Below are 17,290 nucleotides of genomic sequence, written 5' to 3'. Positions count from 1 at the left end.
TATTTTATTTTAACTGCTTTTAACTCAATTCTGCATTTAATTTCACGATTCAACTTCTCTTAAAGCCTAACTCTTTAAAAAATTCTATTTTTGCTGAAAAAATAGAAATGGTTATTATCTCTTATAACGTTAACGGAATTAGAGCTGCACTTAGAAAAGAATTTACCACTTGGCTTTCTCAAGCACAGCCAGATGTGGTTTGTCTACAAGAAATAAAAGCAAGCCCCGATCAATTTGATGAAAGTGTTTTTCACGAATTAGGATACCACTATTGTTACTGGTACCCAGCCCAAAAAAAAGGCTATAGCGGTGTGGCTATTTTGAGTAAAGTAGAACCCAATAACGTTTCTTACGGTACAGGCGTAGATTATATGGATTTTGAAGGAAGAAATATAAGAGCAGATTTTGATGAGGTTTCTGTGATGAGTTTATATTTACCTTCGGGTACTAACATTAAACGCCTAGAGTTTAAGTTAGAATATATGGCAGATTTTCAGCATTATATAAATGAGTTAAAAGAAACGCATCCTAATTTAGTGATTTGTGGTGACTATAATATTTGCCACGAAGCGATTGATATTCACGACCCTGTTCGACTTAAAAATGTATCTGGTTTTTTACCCGTAGAAAGAGCGTGGATGAGCCAATTTATAGAGAGTGGTTTTACCGATTCTTTTCGGTATTTAAATGAAGATAAAATACAATATTCTTGGTGGAGTTATCGCGCCAATGCTCGCGCTAACAACAAAGGTTGGCGATTAGATTATCATATGGTTTCACAACCCTTACAAGAAAAGATAAAAAGAGCCGTTATCTTACCAGAAGCATATCATAGCGATCACTGTCCAATTTTAGTTGAATTAACTAACTTATAACCCAGACCAATGAAAAAAGCATTTATTATCCCAAGCATAGCTTTTGCGCTGATGACAGCTTGCGTACCTGCAAAAAAGTTTGAAGAATTAGAAAATCGCTTTGCTAATTTAGAACAAAAAAACAAAAACCTCAACGACAAACTTTCCGATTGTGAAGATTTAAATAATTTAAGAGGTGAAGAGTTAAAAATAGCAGAAAAACAACTTAAAGAATTAAAGGAAGAGCATACTAAACTCCAAGAAGAGCAACGACAACTTTTAAATAAACATGATCACCTACAGAGTTCTTATGATGCTTTAGAGAAAAACAGTTCTTCTGCATTAGCCGAAAATTCTGAAAGAAACAGACAATTACTTGCAGAGCTTGAAGCTAAAGAAAAAGCGCTAACTACAGAAAAAAATAGGTTAGAAAAACTTGAAAAAGACTTACAAGAGCGATCTAGAAGAATAGATGAACTTGAAGGTGTAATTGCTGCTAAAGATGCTAAAATGAAACAACTTAAAAACAGCATTTCTAAAGCTTTAACAGCATTTGAAGGAAAAGGCTTAACCGTAGAAGAGCGAAACGGGAAAGTTTACGTTTCTATGGAAAATAAATTATTGTTCTCTTCAGGAAGTTGGGCGGTAGGTAGTCAAGGGCGCAAAGCCGTACAACAATTAGGAAGCGTATTGGCGCAAAACCCTGATATTAGTGTTTTAATTGAAGGACACACCGATAATGTTCCTTACGGAGGGAACGGAACTTTACAAGACAACTGGGATCTTTCTACCAAACGCGCCACCGCTATCGTTCATATTTTAGAAGCCAATAAACAAATAGAACCAGAGCGGTTAACCGCTGCGGGTCGTGGTGAGTACTTTCCTGTAACTACCAATGAAACTTCAGAAGGTAAAGCAAAAAATAGAAGAATAGAAGTCATTCTCACCCCTAAATTAGATGAAGTTTCTCAACTTTTAAACGAGATGTAAACGATGAAAAGCCATTCTAGAAAGAATGGCTTCATTTTCTTTTCCTGTTAGAGGAAAAGCATAAGAGGACTCTTCAGAAAACTCTCCTAACTCTGCCTAAAGTAAGTTTATAAATTATGCCACGTTACCCAAACAAATATTCGACCACCTCTTCTATTCGCGAAACCTTTTGAATATTGATTGTAAAATTTTTCTTTGGAAGTTTTACTTGTTTTGAAACCATAATGGTAGCAAATCCTAATTTTTCGGCTTCTGTTATACGTTGATCTGCTCTAGGCACTGGTCTTATTTCTCCTGCCAAACCTACTTCTGCAGCAAAACAAATATCGCGTGGTATAGAAATATCTTCATTTGAAGATAGAATTGCGGTAATCACCGCCAAGTCGATGGCTGGATCGTCTACAGAAATTCCTCCTGTAATATTTAAAAACACATCTTTAGCACCGAGTCTAAAGCCTGCTCGCTTTTCAAGCACCGCCAATAGCATATTTAGTCGCTTGGCATTATAGCCTGTGGTAGATCGTTGAGGTGTGCCGTAAACAGCACTACTTACCAATGCCTGAATCTCAATCATTAACGGACGCATTCCTTCTAGCGTAGCGGCAATCGAAGTTCCACTCAGGTCTTGGTCGCTTTTCGAGATTAATATTTCTGAAGGATTACTTACTTCTCTCAAACCTTCGCCCAACATTTCATAAATACCCAATTCGTTAGTAGAACCAAAACGGTTTTTATGTGCGCGTAAAATTCTATATACATGGTTACGATCGCCTTCAAACTGAAGCACGGTATCGACCATATGCTCTAAAATTTTAGGCCCAGCGATACTTCCTTCTTTGGTAATATGACCAATTAACAATACTGGCGTATGGGTTTCTTTGGCATACTTGATAAGTTCTGTGGTGCATTCTCGAATTTGAGAAATACTTCCTGGAGAACTTTCAATAAAATCACTATGAAGCGTTTGAATGGAATCGATAATTACCACTTCTGGCTCGATCGCTTCAATTTGCCGAAAGATATTTTGGGTTTTTGTTTCGGTTAATATATAACAATTTGCAGGTCGTGGATTTATACGTTCGGCACGCATTTTAATTTGCTGCGCACTTTCTTCGCCAGAAACATACAGGGTTTTATACTTCAAATTTAATGAAATTTGAAGTAACAATGTACTTTTACCAATACCAGGTTCTCCTCCCAAAAGTGTAAGCGACCCAGGCACCAATCCACCACCTAAAACTCGGTTTAATTCATTGTTATTAGTATCATAACGTGATTCTTGTTCATATTGAATTTCATTCACCAATGTGGGTTTAGAAACTCGTTTTTTTGAAGTTGCCGCTGGAGACTTCCAATCTTTTTTATCTTCTTTTTGAATAACTTCTTCTGCAATGGTATTCCACTGCTTGCAAGAAGAGCATTGACCTTGCCATTTTGCGTATTGTGCGCCACAGTTTTGACAGTAAAATGTGGTTTTTGTTTTTGCCATATATTAATCTCCGAAATCGGCTTTAATTTGATCTATTTTTTGAATAAGATAATCTTGATCTAAAAAAGCTATTTTTTCTTTAGCATAAGCCGATTGATATTCTTTCAACGCTCTTTTAGGATCACCTTCTTTTTCATAATACATTCCCATTAAATAGTTTCCTATCATTTTATCGGGATGTTCTTGTTCTGCAAGTTTAGCCAAATCTTTTAGTTGATCCCACTTTTCTTCTTTAATAATTAGCTCAGAAATTTCTAAAATATCATTAGATCTAACTGGTATTTGCAAACCATAAAGTTCTTGTATTTGCTCGTATTTGTTTTCTAAGTATTGGTAGTAATTTTCACTTTCTTTAGTTGAAAGTTTGCGAAAATCTTTTTGCGCAATAGGTCTATAAACGATGAACATTTGTTGTAAAGCAGAAGGAATTGCTTTACCTACTAAGTTGTAATGGTTTTGATTTTCAAAATCATCAAAATAATAATGAACCAAATCGTTAGAAAGGCTGCTCATCTTTTGATGAAACTGAAGAATATCAGTTCTTAGATTATTTACATCTTCAGAGCCGGTAGCTAAATAATACCATGTTTTTTGTTCCGCAAATTCTAATGAATTAGCTATTCTATCGTGCATTTCTGAAGCATAATCTGGACTTAAATTCACATAACCTTTAAATAATGGTTTCTCTTTAAAAAGAAAATAGTTTATAAAATTAGCAGTAAGGTCGTGCCCCATAGCAATTGAAAAATTTGCTGTTCGATAATTTTTATCTATAACAGGCATAAGCTCCATTCCTACAAACTCAAAAAAATCTGCTCCAGTGTCAGCAGGAAAAAAATTTACTTTATCATAAAATACATCTTTGTTTCTATAACCTCTTTGGTTTATGCCTACCACTATAGCTTCTGGCATATCTTCCCAATAACTATAATAATCTACATTACCAGCTACGGGTTCAAATAAATAATCACCATCTAGCACATAAATTACTGGGTAAGATTTTTCTGTATTAGAAGAGTAGTTTCTTGGCAATTGTATCTTTATATCTCTTTTTTGTTTCAAGATTTTAGAAGCTACAACCTTGTATTCTGGCTGAGCATACATAAATAGAGGTAAGATAAAAACTAGGAGTAATAATCTTATTTTCATAACACTAAAAAATTATTTTAGAGCAAGTTATAAAAATTATTTCGTTTTATTAAGAATAGGCAAAAACAGAAAAGATAATAAACCTAAAACTATATTTAAAATAATTTGCGTACCCCACACCAACCAACCAAAAGCCTCGCCATCTTGCTTTGAGATGTTAAAAATAAGAAGCACAGCACCAATTGCTACAGGATAAACACCTACACCGCTATTGGTTAATGAAATTGTAAATGAACCTACCACAAAAGCAATAAGTATGTATGAAAAACCTAAATTTACTGTACCCGCTACAGCAAATTTAATGATCCAAAACATAGCGACATACATGATCCAAATAAAAACTGTATGAAGTATAAAAATGTATGATTTTTTCATATTGAATATGCTTACCATACCTTCTAAAATACCTACAACAAAACCCTTCAGCTTACCAAGTTTTACGTTGGAAGAATTCTTAATAAATTTTAAAAACCAAAAACCTATGAAGATCAAAAACATTAAAATAAAGATGCTCCAGAACGGATTAATATGATTTGTTTCGAAAAAAAACAAAAGCAAATCGTACTTTAACAATAAGGTTGTGCTAACGACTAAAAGTAGCATAACAAGATCTGCCACTCGCTCAGAAACAATGGTGCCGAATGCTTTCTGAAAAGGAATTTTCTCATAAGAAGAAATGGTGGCTCCCCGCAATACTTCGCCAGATCTTGGGATTCCTAAATTACATAAATAACCTGCCATAATAGCCATAAAACTATTATACAACTTAATTTCGTATCCCATAGGTCGAAGTAAAAACTTCCATCTATAAGCGCGAGAAAGGTGAGCTAACACTCCAAATAACATAGAAAGAGCAATCCAAATTGGATTAACTTTTATTATATTTTGCCACAAAATAGTTCTCTCTTGCGGGGTTGCACTAGTATATGAATAGTAAACGAAAAAAACTCCCAACACTAGTGGGAGTATAACTTTTAAACTTTTTATAAAAACCTTTTTACTCAATTAATTTAAAAGGTTATTTTCTTCATTAGGAAAAAGAATCGCTGGCTTAAACTTTTTTGCTTCTTCTATAGGCATCATAGCATAAGTGATTAAAATAAGTACATCACCTTTAGCTACCTTTCTTGCAGCAGCACCATTAAGCGTAATTTCTCCAGTATTTCTAGGTCCGGGTATGGCGTAAGTTTCTAAACGTTCACCATTGTTATTATTTACAATTTGAACTTTCTCTCCTTCAATTATATTTGCGGCATCCATAAGATCTTCATCTATAGTAATGCTTCCAATATAATTAAGATCTGCGCCAGTAACTTTTACGCGATGAATCTTAGATTTTACAACGTGTATATGCATTTTTTATTTTTTAGAACTCGTGCTAGTTTTTAATTTAGTGCAATATTATCAATTAACCTTACATCATTTGCATAAGCTGCGACAAATGCTCGATATTTTTTACGATGATCAAAACCTTCGCTAATAGGTTTTAGCGTTTCAGCATCTGAAATTTCAAAATATTCTAAATCTAGAAAATCTTGTGAATTTTTAAAATGCTCTTCCATTTCTTGCTTTACTAATAGAGCATCTTTTGTGCCAAATTTTTTTTCAGCTTTCTTTAAAATTTCATAGATAAACCCCGCTTTTTCTATTTCTGTAGCTGTTAGCCGCTTATTTCTAGAGCTTCTTGCTAGTCCGTTATTTTCTCTGCTAATAGGGCAGCCAATTACTTCAACTTCTTGCTGAGTTAATTGAACTAATTTTTTTACTATTAAGAGTTGCTGAAAATCTTTCTCACCAAAAAAAGCTTTGTCTGGTCGAACAATATCAAAAAGTCTTTTTAAAATAGTGCCCACACCATCAAAATGGCCATCTCTAAACTTACCCTCCATTTGAAAAGCCAAATTTCCAAAATTAAACTTTTCAGAAGTTATTTCTTCGCCGTAAATTTCATTTTCTTGAGGGGCAAAAATGATAAGATTTTTATAGTTTTTTTCTAAAAGAGCTAAATCATCTTCTAAAGTTCGTGGATATTTCTCTAAATCTGACGCATTATTAAACTGCGTTGGGTTTACAAAAATACTTACCACAATAGCATCACATACTTGATGCGCCTGTTCAACCAAAGAGAGGTGACCTTCATGCAAAGCTCCCATAGTAGGCACTAAACCCACAATTTTTGATTTTTTTTTAAGTCCAACAATTGCTGCTTGAAGACCCTGTTTATCTTGATATACTTGCAAAGTGATTTATTTTAAACGGCGCAAAATTAATACAATAGTAGCAAACTGCATAAATTTTTGTAATTTTGCCTGTTTTTTATCGTTAATATTAATACTAAGAGTACAACATTTTATGAAAGATAAGCGCATTTTGTACGTATCATCAGAAGTTATTCCTTATTTACCGGAAACAGAAATTTCCTCCATGTCTTTTGAGGCACCAAGAATGGTGAACAGCCAAGGAGGTCAAATACGTATTTTTATGCCTCGATTTGGAAATATTAATGAAAGACGTCATCAATTACATGAAGTAATTAGATTGTCTGGAATGAATTTGGTTATCAACGATTTGGATATGCCACTAATTATAAAAGTAGCATCTATACCCAAAGAGCGTATGCAAGTTTACTTTATTGATAATGAAGATTATTTTAAGCGAAAAGCTACTTTTACAGATGAAGATGGTAATTTATTTGACGATAATGATGAAAGAGCTATTTTCTTCGCTAAAGGTGTTATTGAAACTGTAAAAAAATTAAACTGGTCTCCAGATATAATACATGTTCACGGGTGGTTAGCGTCACTACTTCCTCTTTACCTTAGAAATTATTATGGCAATGAGCCATTATTTAAAAATTCTAAAATTGTGACCTCTGTTTATAGTAAAGGTTTCGATGAAACTTTAGATGAAGAAATGCAAAAAAAGGTGCTTTTTGATGGTTTAGAAGATGATACCGTAGCACATTTAGCCACGCCAAATTATGAAAACATCATGAAAACGGCAATAGATAATTCTGATGCGATTATACAAGGAAGTGCAGAAATACCAGAAGAATTAAAAACTTATATAGATAACATAGATAAACCAAAATTAACTTTTAAATCTAAAGAAGAATTTGGTCAAGCTTATCAAGATTTTTACACCCAAGAAGTTTTAAACGAAAAAGAAGATTAATTTATATGAAAAGAGAATGGAAAGCTGCAAAAAAATATAACTACTTAGCTGCATTAGCCATCGTAGTTTCTCTTTTTACAGCGTGTGAAGAAGATTTTAGTGAAGTTGGATCTAGCTTAGTAGATAACAATAACTTTAACGCTTTATTATTTGATAGTTCTCAAATTGAGGCAAAAACTATTAAAATTAAGGGAGCTCAAACCAATAGTCTAAATAGTTTCCTGTTAGGAGTTTACAACGCCCCTAATTACGGAAAATTGACCTCTAATGTGGTTAGCCAGCTCACCTTAAATAGCGCAAATCCTAATTTTGGAGATAATCCCGAAATGGATAGTGTGGTACTAACCATTCCTTATTACAGTACAGCCACAGGAGTTAACGGCAATAAAACTACTTATCAACTAGATAGTATCTATGGTGATGCTCCTATTAATCTTTCCATTTACAGAAACAACTATTTTATTAGAAGTATAGATCCGGACAATGATTTTGAAGCACAAGATTATTATTCAAATCAGTTCAATACATTTGAGGAAAATCATGGTGCTGAAGCTTTATTAACGCTAGAAAATTTTAAACCTTCACCTGTAGAAATAATAACGTCAGAAGTTGCTAGTGAGAGCGAAGAAAACGCTACTCAAATCACAAGATCTGCTCCTAAATTAAGGGTGAAGTTATCCAATGAAGATTTTGAAAGTTTAATATTAGATCGTCAAGGCAGTCCAGAATTAAGCAGCAACAATAATTTTACCAACTATTTTAGAGGTTTGTATTTCAAAACTGAAAGCATTAACGACGATGGTAATATGAGCTTACTTAACTTTAGATCAAGTGAAGCCAACATTACTCTTTATTACACCACCACAGTATCTAATACATCAGAAAGTCGTGTTCAAAGAGAGTTTAAATTAAACTTTGGTAACAATACTTTTAATGTATTTGACAGTGAGTACCAACAAGTACCTAACGATAATAACTTGTATTTAAAAGGAGGAGCTGGTTCTATGGCAGTAGTGGATTTATTCACTAATCAAGCGCAATTAGATTCGATTAGAAGTTTAAACTGGCTCGTAAATGAAGCCAATTTAACGCTATATGTAAATGATGAACAAGTGGCAGACGACAACTTACAACCTAACAGAATATTTGTTTACGATATCAATAATAATAAAGTATTGTTAGATTACACGAACGACTATACTAAAAATGAGGCAAGCCCTTCAATTTCTAATATTATACATTTAGGACCATTAACAAAAGATGAAAATGGAAACAGGTATTATAAACTTAGAATCACAGGCTTAGTAAGTAACATTATAAAAAGAGATTCTACCAATACGAAATTAGGAATTTCAGTTTCATCAAATGTTAATCTTACAGCAACCACAAAAGGCAAATTTGAAAATCCTCAGGATGAATTAAAAAACATCCCTCAAGCTCAAGTTTTAACGCCAAGAGGAACTGTTTTGTTTGGAACCGAAGCAGCAGCGCCAGCAAAAAAACTAAAATTAAATATTTTTTACACTCAACCAGAATAACTTAGAAATTATGTGTGGAATCGTAGGCTATATAGGCCACAGAGAAGCTTATCCTATAGTTTTAAAAGGATTACAAAGACTTGAATATCGTGGTTATGATAGTGCGGGTATTGCTTTATATGACGGCAAAGACTTAAAACTAAGCAAAACAAAAGGCAAAGTAGCCGATTTAAAAGATAAACTTGAAAACGAAATTTCAACTGAAGGTACAGTAGGTATTGGTCATACAAGATGGGCTACTCATGGTGTACCCAATGATGTAAATTCTCATCCTCATTATTCTAATTCTGGTGATTTAGTAATTATTCATAATGGAATAATTGAAAATTACGATACGATCAAAAAAGAATTAATTAAACGAGGTTATGAGTTTCAATCAGATACAGATACCGAAGTTTTAGTAAACCTTATTGAAGACGTTCAGTTAAAAGAAGGAGTAAAATTAGGAAAAGCGGTACAAATTGCCTTAAACCAAACTATTGGCGCTTATGCAATTACCGTTTTTGATAAGAAAAAACCAGATGAACTTGTTGTTGCGCGCTTAGGTAGTCCGTTAGCTATTGGTGTTGGTGAAGATGAATTTTTTATAGCTTCTGACGCCTCTCCTTTTATTGAGTACACTAGTTCTGCTATCTATTTAGAAGATGGGGAAATGGCGATCGTAAGAAGAGGAAAAGGGATAAAAGTTAGAGAAATTAAAAATGATTCTCTTGTAGATCCTTATGTTCAAAAATTAAAACTTAATTTAGAACAGATAGAAAAAAATGGTTACGATCATTTTATGCTTAAAGAAATCTACGAACAACCAGATGCTATTACAGATACCTATAGAGGAAGAATGTTAGTAGATAAAGGCATTATTAGAATGGCTGGTGTAGATGATAACTTAAGTAAATTCTTAAATGCACGTAGAATTTTAATTGTTGCCTGCGGAACCTCTTGGCATGCTGGTTTAGTGGCAGAATATATCTTTGAAGATCTTGCAAGAATTCCTGTAGAAGTAGAATACGCTTCAGAATTTAGATATAGAAACCCTGTAATATACAAAGACGATATCGTGATTGCTATTTCTCAATCTGGAGAAACTGCAGATACGATGGCTGCTATAAAGTTAGCTAAAGAAAAAGGAGCTTTTGTATTTGGAGTTTGTAATGTCGTAGGCTCTTCCATTTCAAGAGAAACAAACGCTGGCGCTTACACTCACGCAGGACCAGAAATTGGTGTTGCTTCTACAAAAGCATTTACTACACAAATTACAGTTTTAAGCTTAATAGCACTTAAATTAGCCAAAGAAAAAGGCACTATTAGTAATTCAGATTTTCATCTCTACTTAAGAGAATTAGAACTTATCCCAGGTAAAATCGAAAAAGCTTTAAAATCGAACGATCATATTACCAAAGTCGCTGAAAAATATAAAGATGCTTCCAACTTTTTATATTTAGGTAGAGGCTCTAATTTTCCAGTAGCGTTAGAAGGCGCTTTAAAGTTAAAAGAAATTTCATATATACATGCAGAAGGTTATCCCGCTGCAGAAATGAAACACGGCCCTATTGCTCTTATTGATGAGATGATGCCTGTTGTTGTAATTGCTACCAGAAAAGGGCATTACGAAAAGGTAATTAGTAACATTCAAGAAATAAAATCAAGAAACGGTAAAATTATTGGAATTGTTACCGAAGGAGACGAAGAAGTAAGAAATTTAGCAGATTATGTAATTGAGGTGCCAGATACGGTAGAAGCATTTACGCCTTTACTCACCACGATTCCATTACAACTGCTTTCGTACCATATAGCCTTAATGTTAGGTAAAAATGTAGATCAACCTAGGAATCTTGCTAAATCGGTTACTGTAGAATAAGGTTTGTTTTCCAAAATATTTTTCAAAATTTAGAGGAAATTATTTAATAAAAATAACCTATCTTTGCAGCCGAAAAAAGTAAGTCTCTTTTTTCTAGATTACAAACTATAAATTAAACAATTAGATAATGTCTAAAGTTACAGGTAAAGTTGCACAAATTATTGGCCCTGTTGTTGACGTTGAGTTTAACACAGAGAACGCTAAATTACCAAAGATTTACGATTCATTAGAAATTAACAGAAATGATGGATCAAAGCTTGTTCTTGAAGTTCAATCTCATATTGGAGAAAACACTGTTAGAACAATCGCCATGGATTCTGCTGATGGACTTAGTAGAGGAACAGAAGTAATAGCGACCGGAAACCCAATACAAATGCCTATTGGTGATAATGTTTACGGCCGATTATTTAATGTAACTGGAGATGCTATCGATGGTTTAGGAAATCTTGCCAAAACTGGTAAAGATGGCTTATCTATACACAGAGAAGCTCCAAAATTTGAAGACTTATCTGTTTCTACAGAAGTACTTTTCACAGGTATCAAAGTAATTGACCTAATTGAGCCTTATGCTAAAGGTGGTAAAATTGGTCTTTTTGGAGGTGCTGGTGTTGGTAAAACGGTGCTTATTCAGGAACTTATTAATAATATTGCAAAAGGTCACGGTGGACTTTCTGTTTTTGCAGGAGTTGGAGAACGTACGCGTGAAGGAAATGATCTTTTAAGAGAGATGTTAGAGTCTGGTATTATCAAGTACGGCGATGACTTTATGCATTCTATGGAAGATGGCGGATGGGATCTGCAAAAAGTAGATAAGTCTGCAATGAAAGATTCTAAAGCAACCTTCGTATTTGGACAAATGAATGAACCACCAGGAGCACGTGCGCGTGTTGCTTTATCTGGTTTAACAATTGCTGAATACTTCCGTGATGGAGCTGGTGATAGTCAAGGGAAAGATGTACTTTTCTTCGTTGATAATATTTTCCGTTTTACACAAGCAGGTTCTGAGGTTTCTGCCCTTTTAGGTCGTATGCCTTCTGCGGTAGGTTACCAACCAACCCTAGCGACAGAAATGGGAGCTATGCAAGAACGTATTACTTCAACTAAAAAAGGATCAATTACTTCTGTACAGGCAGTTTATGTGCCTGCAGATGATTTAACTGACCCTGCACCAGCAACTACATTTGCTCACTTAGATGCAACTACTGTACTTTCTCGTAAAATTGCAGAACTTGGTATCTACCCAGCAGTAGATCCATTAGATTCTACATCAAGAATTCTTACAGCAGATATTTTAGGTCACGAACATTATGATTGCGCTCAACGTGTAAAAGAGTTACTACAGAGATATAAAGAATTACAGGATATTATTGCAATTCTTGGAATGGAAGAATTGTCTGAAGAAGATAAATTAGCTGTTTCTAGAGCTAGACGAGTACAACGTTTCTTATCACAACCTTTCCACGTTGCTGAACAGTTTACAGGACTAAAAGGAGTATTGGTAGACATTAAAGATACCATTAAAGGATTTAATATGATTATGGACGGTGAGTTAGATCACATTCCAGAAGCTGCTTTTAACCTTAAAGGTACTATTGAAGAAGCCATTGAAACTGGAGAGAAAATGTTAGCTGAAGCGTAAATTGGACAGTAGTTTTTAAAACTACTCTCAACAAACAAAATAATATGTATTTAGAAATTGTATCTCCAGAGAGAGTTTTGCTAAGCGCTGAAGTAAATTCAGTCACGGTTCCTGGTATTGACGGAGAGTTTCAGATGCTCAATAATCACGCTCCAATTGTTTCTGTATTAGATAAAGGCGTTATTAAAGTTGAAGGAAATCTTGAAATACCTAAAGAACTTAAAGATGTTGTTACAAAAGCTCAAGACGGTAAATGGTATTTCCCTATTAAAGGAGGAGTTCTAGAGATGAAAAATAATAAAGCTATTGTTTTAGCAGATTAAACAAAATATCACAATTAAAAAAGCCCCGTATTATTGATACAGGGCTTTTTTTAATTTATAATTTCAATACTTTATTATGTATAAGTTACTCTTACTAAACAAAAAAAATATTAATAAATAAGTAAATAAAAACTAAACAAAAAGCCAAGCATTACGCTTGGCTTTTTTATGTAAAGAATCTAATTCAAATTATTATTGCTTAATAATCTTTCTTGTTATTTTATTTCCATCAGACTCTATTTCTAATAAATAAACACCTGAAGGTAAATCTGAAATATTCAATTCTGAATTTTTAGCAATTAAAGACTTAGACTTAACTTTTCTACCTAATAAGTCAAATAGGTTTAATTGAGATTTTTTTAAACTTAAACTATTGTTCAAATCAATATTCACGAGACCTTTGGTTGGGTTAGGGTAAATTTTTATTTCATTCTCAAACTCTTCTTCATCGGTATCTAAAATCAGATCTTCAGCACCACAGACTTCTATTCTAGCATCTAAAACCCTTCCAGTATCTCCAGAAACATTATCTACCACCAATACATACCATGTTCCAGCAGTAGACTGACCATTTAAATCTGATAATCTATCTGAAGGAAGAAAAATCCCGACTGCAGGAGAACCACATTCAACTTGACTACCATCATCATCAAAAGTAATGTTTAAATTTTGATAATTACCACAATCTCGATTCCATAAATAAGTTTGAGTTTCATCAGGAGATTGTAGTACTATAATTAAATCTCCAATATAAGAATGTTCAATTTCTATACTAACGTTCACATCATTCAATTCTCCTAATTCAGGAATATCATGAAAAGGGATAACCAGAGTTTCTCCAGAAGAAAAGTCAGAACCATCATCAATATTTACTGGAAAATTTATATCAGCCTGATACGTTTCGCAAATTTCAGAAAAATCAACTAATACTTTAGGGCTTACTGCATAGAAAATACTTTCAACAGATTCAATCATAAAATAAGCTGTTTGACTTTCTGAATCTTCAGGTATAATCACTTCTTCACTTCCATCATTAGGTGTATTATTTTTTAAAATAGTGAAACTATCTCCTCCATCATTCGAAAATAAAATATTTACATTAGGGCTATTAAAAGGAGCTAAATTTGTACCCGCCACATCCCAATTTAAAGTATAAACACCATCAGAAGCAAAACTCTGCTCATAAGCTATATTTGAAAATTGAAAAGGACCATTATCATCGATGACCGTAATCTTAACATCATCTGAAGTTGTCTGGCCAACGTTTACATTATTATCTCTCACCTGAACGGTAAAATTCATTTCTCTTGAGACATCTGAAACAGTTTCCCAAGTACTGTAAAGCTCTCCATTTAAAACTAAATCGAAAGAAGGAAAATAACGTTCTGAGGAAATAACTGGTTGATTTACTCTAAATAATGGTCCAGCTCCACTATTAGGGTCAGGAAAAGAATAGTTAAGGGTAGAAGACGCATCTCCTTGTTCCCAAGAATAGGTTACTGGATCACCATCTAAATCATTTCCTTCTGCCGTTAATTTAAAAGCAGTACCAGATGGAATTGTATAGTTTGCTCCTGCATCTACATTTGGCGGCGTATTTACTAAAGATGTTTCTGTAGCACAATCTTTATTCACTATATTATTAGTTACTTGTTGTATACTTATATAGTGAAAAAAATCATCACTATTCGCCTGTATGTCTGTAGGCCCCGTTATACCAGCATATCCCATAATAGTAGATCCACTTCCTGGCTCCATAGCTACACCTGTAAACTCATTTTTTGAAAAAGTATGATTTGCCCCAAATTGGTGACCCATTTCATGAGCCACAAAATCTATATCAAAGGTGTCATCTTCAGGTATTCCGTCACTAGGAGAAGTATAAGCGCTACCTTTTCCTTGAGGAAAATTAGTTTCACACACACATCCTATACAACCTGCATTACCGCCACTACCAGCACTTCCAAATAAGTGACCTATATCGTAATTTTCTTCACCTATAACCTCTGTTAAAGTTTCCTGCAATTCTACAGTCCAATTAGACGCAAAATATGGTTGACTACCGTAGATAGGATGAGGATTACCCCCTTGACTTACAGAAGAATATGGGTCTGAATTAGGATTAGTATAAATTATTTCATCTACATTATCTATTAAAACCATATTTATTGCAAAATCCCTTTCAAAAATTGTATTTACTCGTGTTATTGTTGCATTAATACCCGCTAAGGCTTCTTCTTTTGAACCTCCAAAATACTGTGTATATTCTGCTGTAACAGAAACAGCTAATCGAAAAGTTCTCAATACTTGATCATCTGCATTAAAAGTTGAAGAAGCATTAGCTATTTTCTTCTCTAAAGATAATTCATCTGGTAAACGACATTCAAACTCGGAATTTTTATTCTTTTTATGATAAATAGCATAAATAGAATTGTCTTTCGTAACAGTTCCTATAAAAACAGTTGGCTTCCCAGGAGTTAAAAACATAGCTTTTAAGCCTAATTCAGAAGACAAACTAAAACTTAAAGAGATTGAAGGATCTTTTACTCCTATACCTCTATATGCTCTAATATCAGGATATTTAGCTTGCAAATATGGAGTAAAGTTGGATGCCTCGGCAACATAAAATTTTGTCATTTCTCCAAGTTCATTAGGCAAGCTAATAATAGTATTTTTAGGGAAATCTGCAGAAACATCTCTTTGTCTTACCTCTTCTAATTCTTGTTGTAATTCACTTACATTTAAAGTAAAAAAAGGTGTAGAATTTTTTAAATATATTTTATTTTTTTTAAACTCTTTATCGCCAACTTTAGATTGATGCCAATAATTTTGAGAAAAAACTGAGAAGCTCATCATAATTAGAAGTAACAGGGGTATTTTACTCTTCATAAATATAATATTAGGGTTAAATTTCAATAAAATTATCGGTAAAACTAAGCAATAACAAAGGGATTGACAATAAAACATACGAAAACATTAGCATTTTAGATTTATTAAACAAAAAAAAGACCCACGAATCGCAGGTCTTTTTTAGGTAAAAATAAAACTAAATTTTACCCTAAAGCTTGTTTTAAATCTTCAATTAAATCTTCTTCATCTTCAACACCTACACTTAAACGAATTAAAGAGTCTACAACCCCAGTTTTTTCTCTTTCTTCTTTTGGGATAGAAGCGTGCGTCATACTAGCTGGATGACCCGCTAAAGACTCTACACCGCCTAAAGATTCTGCCAATGTAAATACTTTTAATTTTTCAACGAAGCTTACCGCATCTTCTAATAAATTACCTTTAGTTGTAAAAGAAACCATACCTCCAAAATCTTTCATTTGCTTTTTGGCAATCTCATGATTAGGGTGATTCTCTAAACCAGGCCAGTATACCTTATCAACTTTAGGATGATTATTTAAATATTCTGCCACGGCTTTTCCGTTTTCACAATGGCGTTGCACTCTTAAATGTAAGGTTTTAATTCCACGAAGAACCAAAAAACTATCTTGTGGTCCTGCAACAGCACCACTTGCATTTTGAACAAAATACAATCTATCGGCAAGTTCTTTATCTTTAACAGCCAAAACTCCCATTACTACATCACTATGACCTCCTAAATATTTAGTTGCGCTATGCATCACTAAATCTGCTCCTAAATCTAAAGGTTGTTGTAAATATGGAGTAGCAAACGTATTATCTACGCCTAACAACACATGATGCTTTTTAGCAATTTTAGCAGCAGCTTCAATATCAATAATATTCATCATTGGGTTTGTTGGTGTTTCTACCCAAATTAATTTTGTGTTTTCGGTAATATGCTTTTCAATATCTTCTGCATTTTGCATACCGATAAAATTAAATTTAATCCCGAAATCTTTAAAAATACTGGTAAACAAACGGTAAGAACCGCCGTATAAATCATTCGTCGAAACTACTTCATCTCCAGGTTTTAATAATTTTAAAACTGCATCGATAGCCGCTAAACCAGATCCAAAAGCCATCCCGTATTTTCCGTTTTCTATACTCGCTATAGAGTTTTCTAGTGCTGTACGCGTTGGGTTTCCACTTCTAGAATACTCAAAACCTTTGTGACCTCCAGGAGTGTCTTGAGAATAGGTAGATGTTTGATATATTGGTGGCATTACAGAGCCATAAGCCGGATCTGTATTTTCTTGTCCGCCGTGAATTGTCTTCGTGTTAAACTTCATAATCTATTTTTTTCTTTTCATAGCAAATGTACCATTCCGTTTGTGTTTAAACAAAAAGACACTATCTTTAATTTTGATGA

14 protein-coding genes are annotated in these 17,290 nt (G+C 33.6%); 7 read left to right on the top strand and 7 right to left on the bottom strand.

What is annotated here, in order from left to right; translation table 11 throughout:
• Nucleotides 1-107: 107 nt before the first annotated feature.
• Entirely contained in the window at nt 108-875 is a 768-nt protein-coding gene (locus KW502_RS00560; RefSeq protein WP_219038578.1) for an exodeoxyribonuclease III, read from the top strand.
• A gap of 9 nt (nt 876-884) precedes the next feature.
• Complete coding sequence (locus KW502_RS00555; RefSeq protein WP_219038577.1) at nt 885-1,844, top strand: OmpA/MotB family protein; 960 nt, start codon at nt 885-887, stop codon at nt 1,842-1,844.
• Between the two features lie 124 nt (nt 1,845-1,968).
• On the opposite strand, the gene radA is transcribed toward KW502_RS00555, so the two are convergent.
• From radA to panC, 5 genes are read right to left on the bottom strand one after another with little or no spacing between them, the layout of a single operon-like run.
• Entirely contained in the window at nt 1,969-3,333 is a 1,365-nt protein-coding gene (gene radA, locus KW502_RS00550; RefSeq protein WP_219038576.1) for a DNA repair protein RadA, read from the bottom strand.
• Between the two features lie 3 nt (nt 3,334-3,336).
• Nucleotides 3,337-4,482, bottom strand: coding sequence for an alpha/beta hydrolase-fold protein (locus KW502_RS00545; RefSeq protein WP_219038575.1), 1,146 nt, complete (start codon nt 4,480-4,482; stop codon nt 3,337-3,339).
• Between the two features lie 36 nt (nt 4,483-4,518).
• Nucleotides 4,519-5,439, bottom strand: a complete 921-nt coding sequence (locus tag KW502_RS00540; RefSeq protein WP_439651366.1) for a lysylphosphatidylglycerol synthase transmembrane domain-containing protein — start codon at nt 5,437-5,439, stop codon at nt 4,519-4,521.
• Between the two features lie 48 nt (nt 5,440-5,487).
• Entirely contained in the window at nt 5,488-5,838 is a 351-nt protein-coding gene (gene panD / locus KW502_RS00535; RefSeq protein ID WP_219038573.1) for an aspartate 1-decarboxylase, read from the bottom strand.
• 29 nt (nt 5,839-5,867) lie between these two features.
• Nucleotides 5,868-6,722 (bottom strand): pantoate--beta-alanine ligase, encoded by an 855-nt coding sequence (gene panC, locus KW502_RS00530; protein ID WP_219038572.1) that lies wholly within the window; start codon nt 6,720-6,722, stop codon nt 5,868-5,870.
• A gap of 112 nt (nt 6,723-6,834) precedes the next feature.
• On the opposite strand from panC, the gene KW502_RS00525 reads away from it, so the two are divergent.
• The 5 genes from KW502_RS00525 (at nt 6,835) to KW502_RS00505 (ending at nt 13,014) form a co-directional block, all read left to right on the top strand.
• On the top strand, nt 6,835-7,656 hold the full coding sequence (locus KW502_RS00525) for a glycogen/starch synthase (protein ID WP_219038571.1): 822 nt from the start codon (nt 6,835-6,837) through the stop codon (nt 7,654-7,656).
• A gap of 5 nt (nt 7,657-7,661) precedes the next feature.
• Nucleotides 7,662-9,194, top strand: a complete 1,533-nt coding sequence (bamH, locus tag KW502_RS00520) for a BamH family beta-barrel-assembly machinery protein (RefSeq protein ID WP_219038570.1) — start codon at nt 7,662-7,664, stop codon at nt 9,192-9,194.
• 10 nt (nt 9,195-9,204) lie between these two features.
• Nucleotides 9,205-11,052, top strand: a complete 1,848-nt coding sequence (gene glmS, locus KW502_RS00515; protein ID WP_219038569.1) for a glutamine--fructose-6-phosphate transaminase (isomerizing) — start codon at nt 9,205-9,207, stop codon at nt 11,050-11,052.
• Nucleotides 11,053-11,179: 127 nt separating this feature from the next.
• Nucleotides 11,180-12,691 (top strand): F0F1 ATP synthase subunit beta, encoded by a 1,512-nt coding sequence (atpD, locus tag KW502_RS00510; RefSeq protein WP_219038568.1) that lies wholly within the window; start codon nt 11,180-11,182, stop codon nt 12,689-12,691.
• Between the two features lie 44 nt (nt 12,692-12,735).
• Nucleotides 12,736-13,014, top strand: coding sequence for a F0F1 ATP synthase subunit delta/epsilon (locus KW502_RS00505; RefSeq protein ID WP_219038567.1), 279 nt, complete (start codon nt 12,736-12,738; stop codon nt 13,012-13,014).
• Between the two features lie 192 nt (nt 13,015-13,206).
• On the opposite strand, the gene KW502_RS00500 is transcribed toward KW502_RS00505, so the two are convergent.
• Together KW502_RS00500 and KW502_RS00495 are read right to left on the bottom strand one after the other, a co-directional pair.
• On the bottom strand, nt 13,207-15,870 hold the full coding sequence (locus KW502_RS00500) for a zinc-dependent metalloprotease (protein WP_219038566.1): 2,664 nt from the start codon (nt 15,868-15,870) through the stop codon (nt 13,207-13,209).
• A gap of 197 nt (nt 15,871-16,067) precedes the next feature.
• On the bottom strand, nt 16,068-17,210 hold the full coding sequence (locus KW502_RS00495; protein WP_219038565.1) for a cystathionine gamma-synthase: 1,143 nt from the start codon (nt 17,208-17,210) through the stop codon (nt 16,068-16,070).
• Between the last annotated feature and the right edge of the window lie 80 nt (nt 17,211-17,290).

The sequence above is a fragment of the Mesonia aestuariivivens genome (genome assembly GCF_019311235.1).
GTDB lineage: Bacteria > Bacteroidota > Bacteroidia > Flavobacteriales > Flavobacteriaceae > Mesonia > Mesonia aestuariivivens.
The sequence above is the reverse complement of the archived record's forward strand: the minus strand, read 5'-3'. Positions and strand labels throughout refer to the sequence as shown.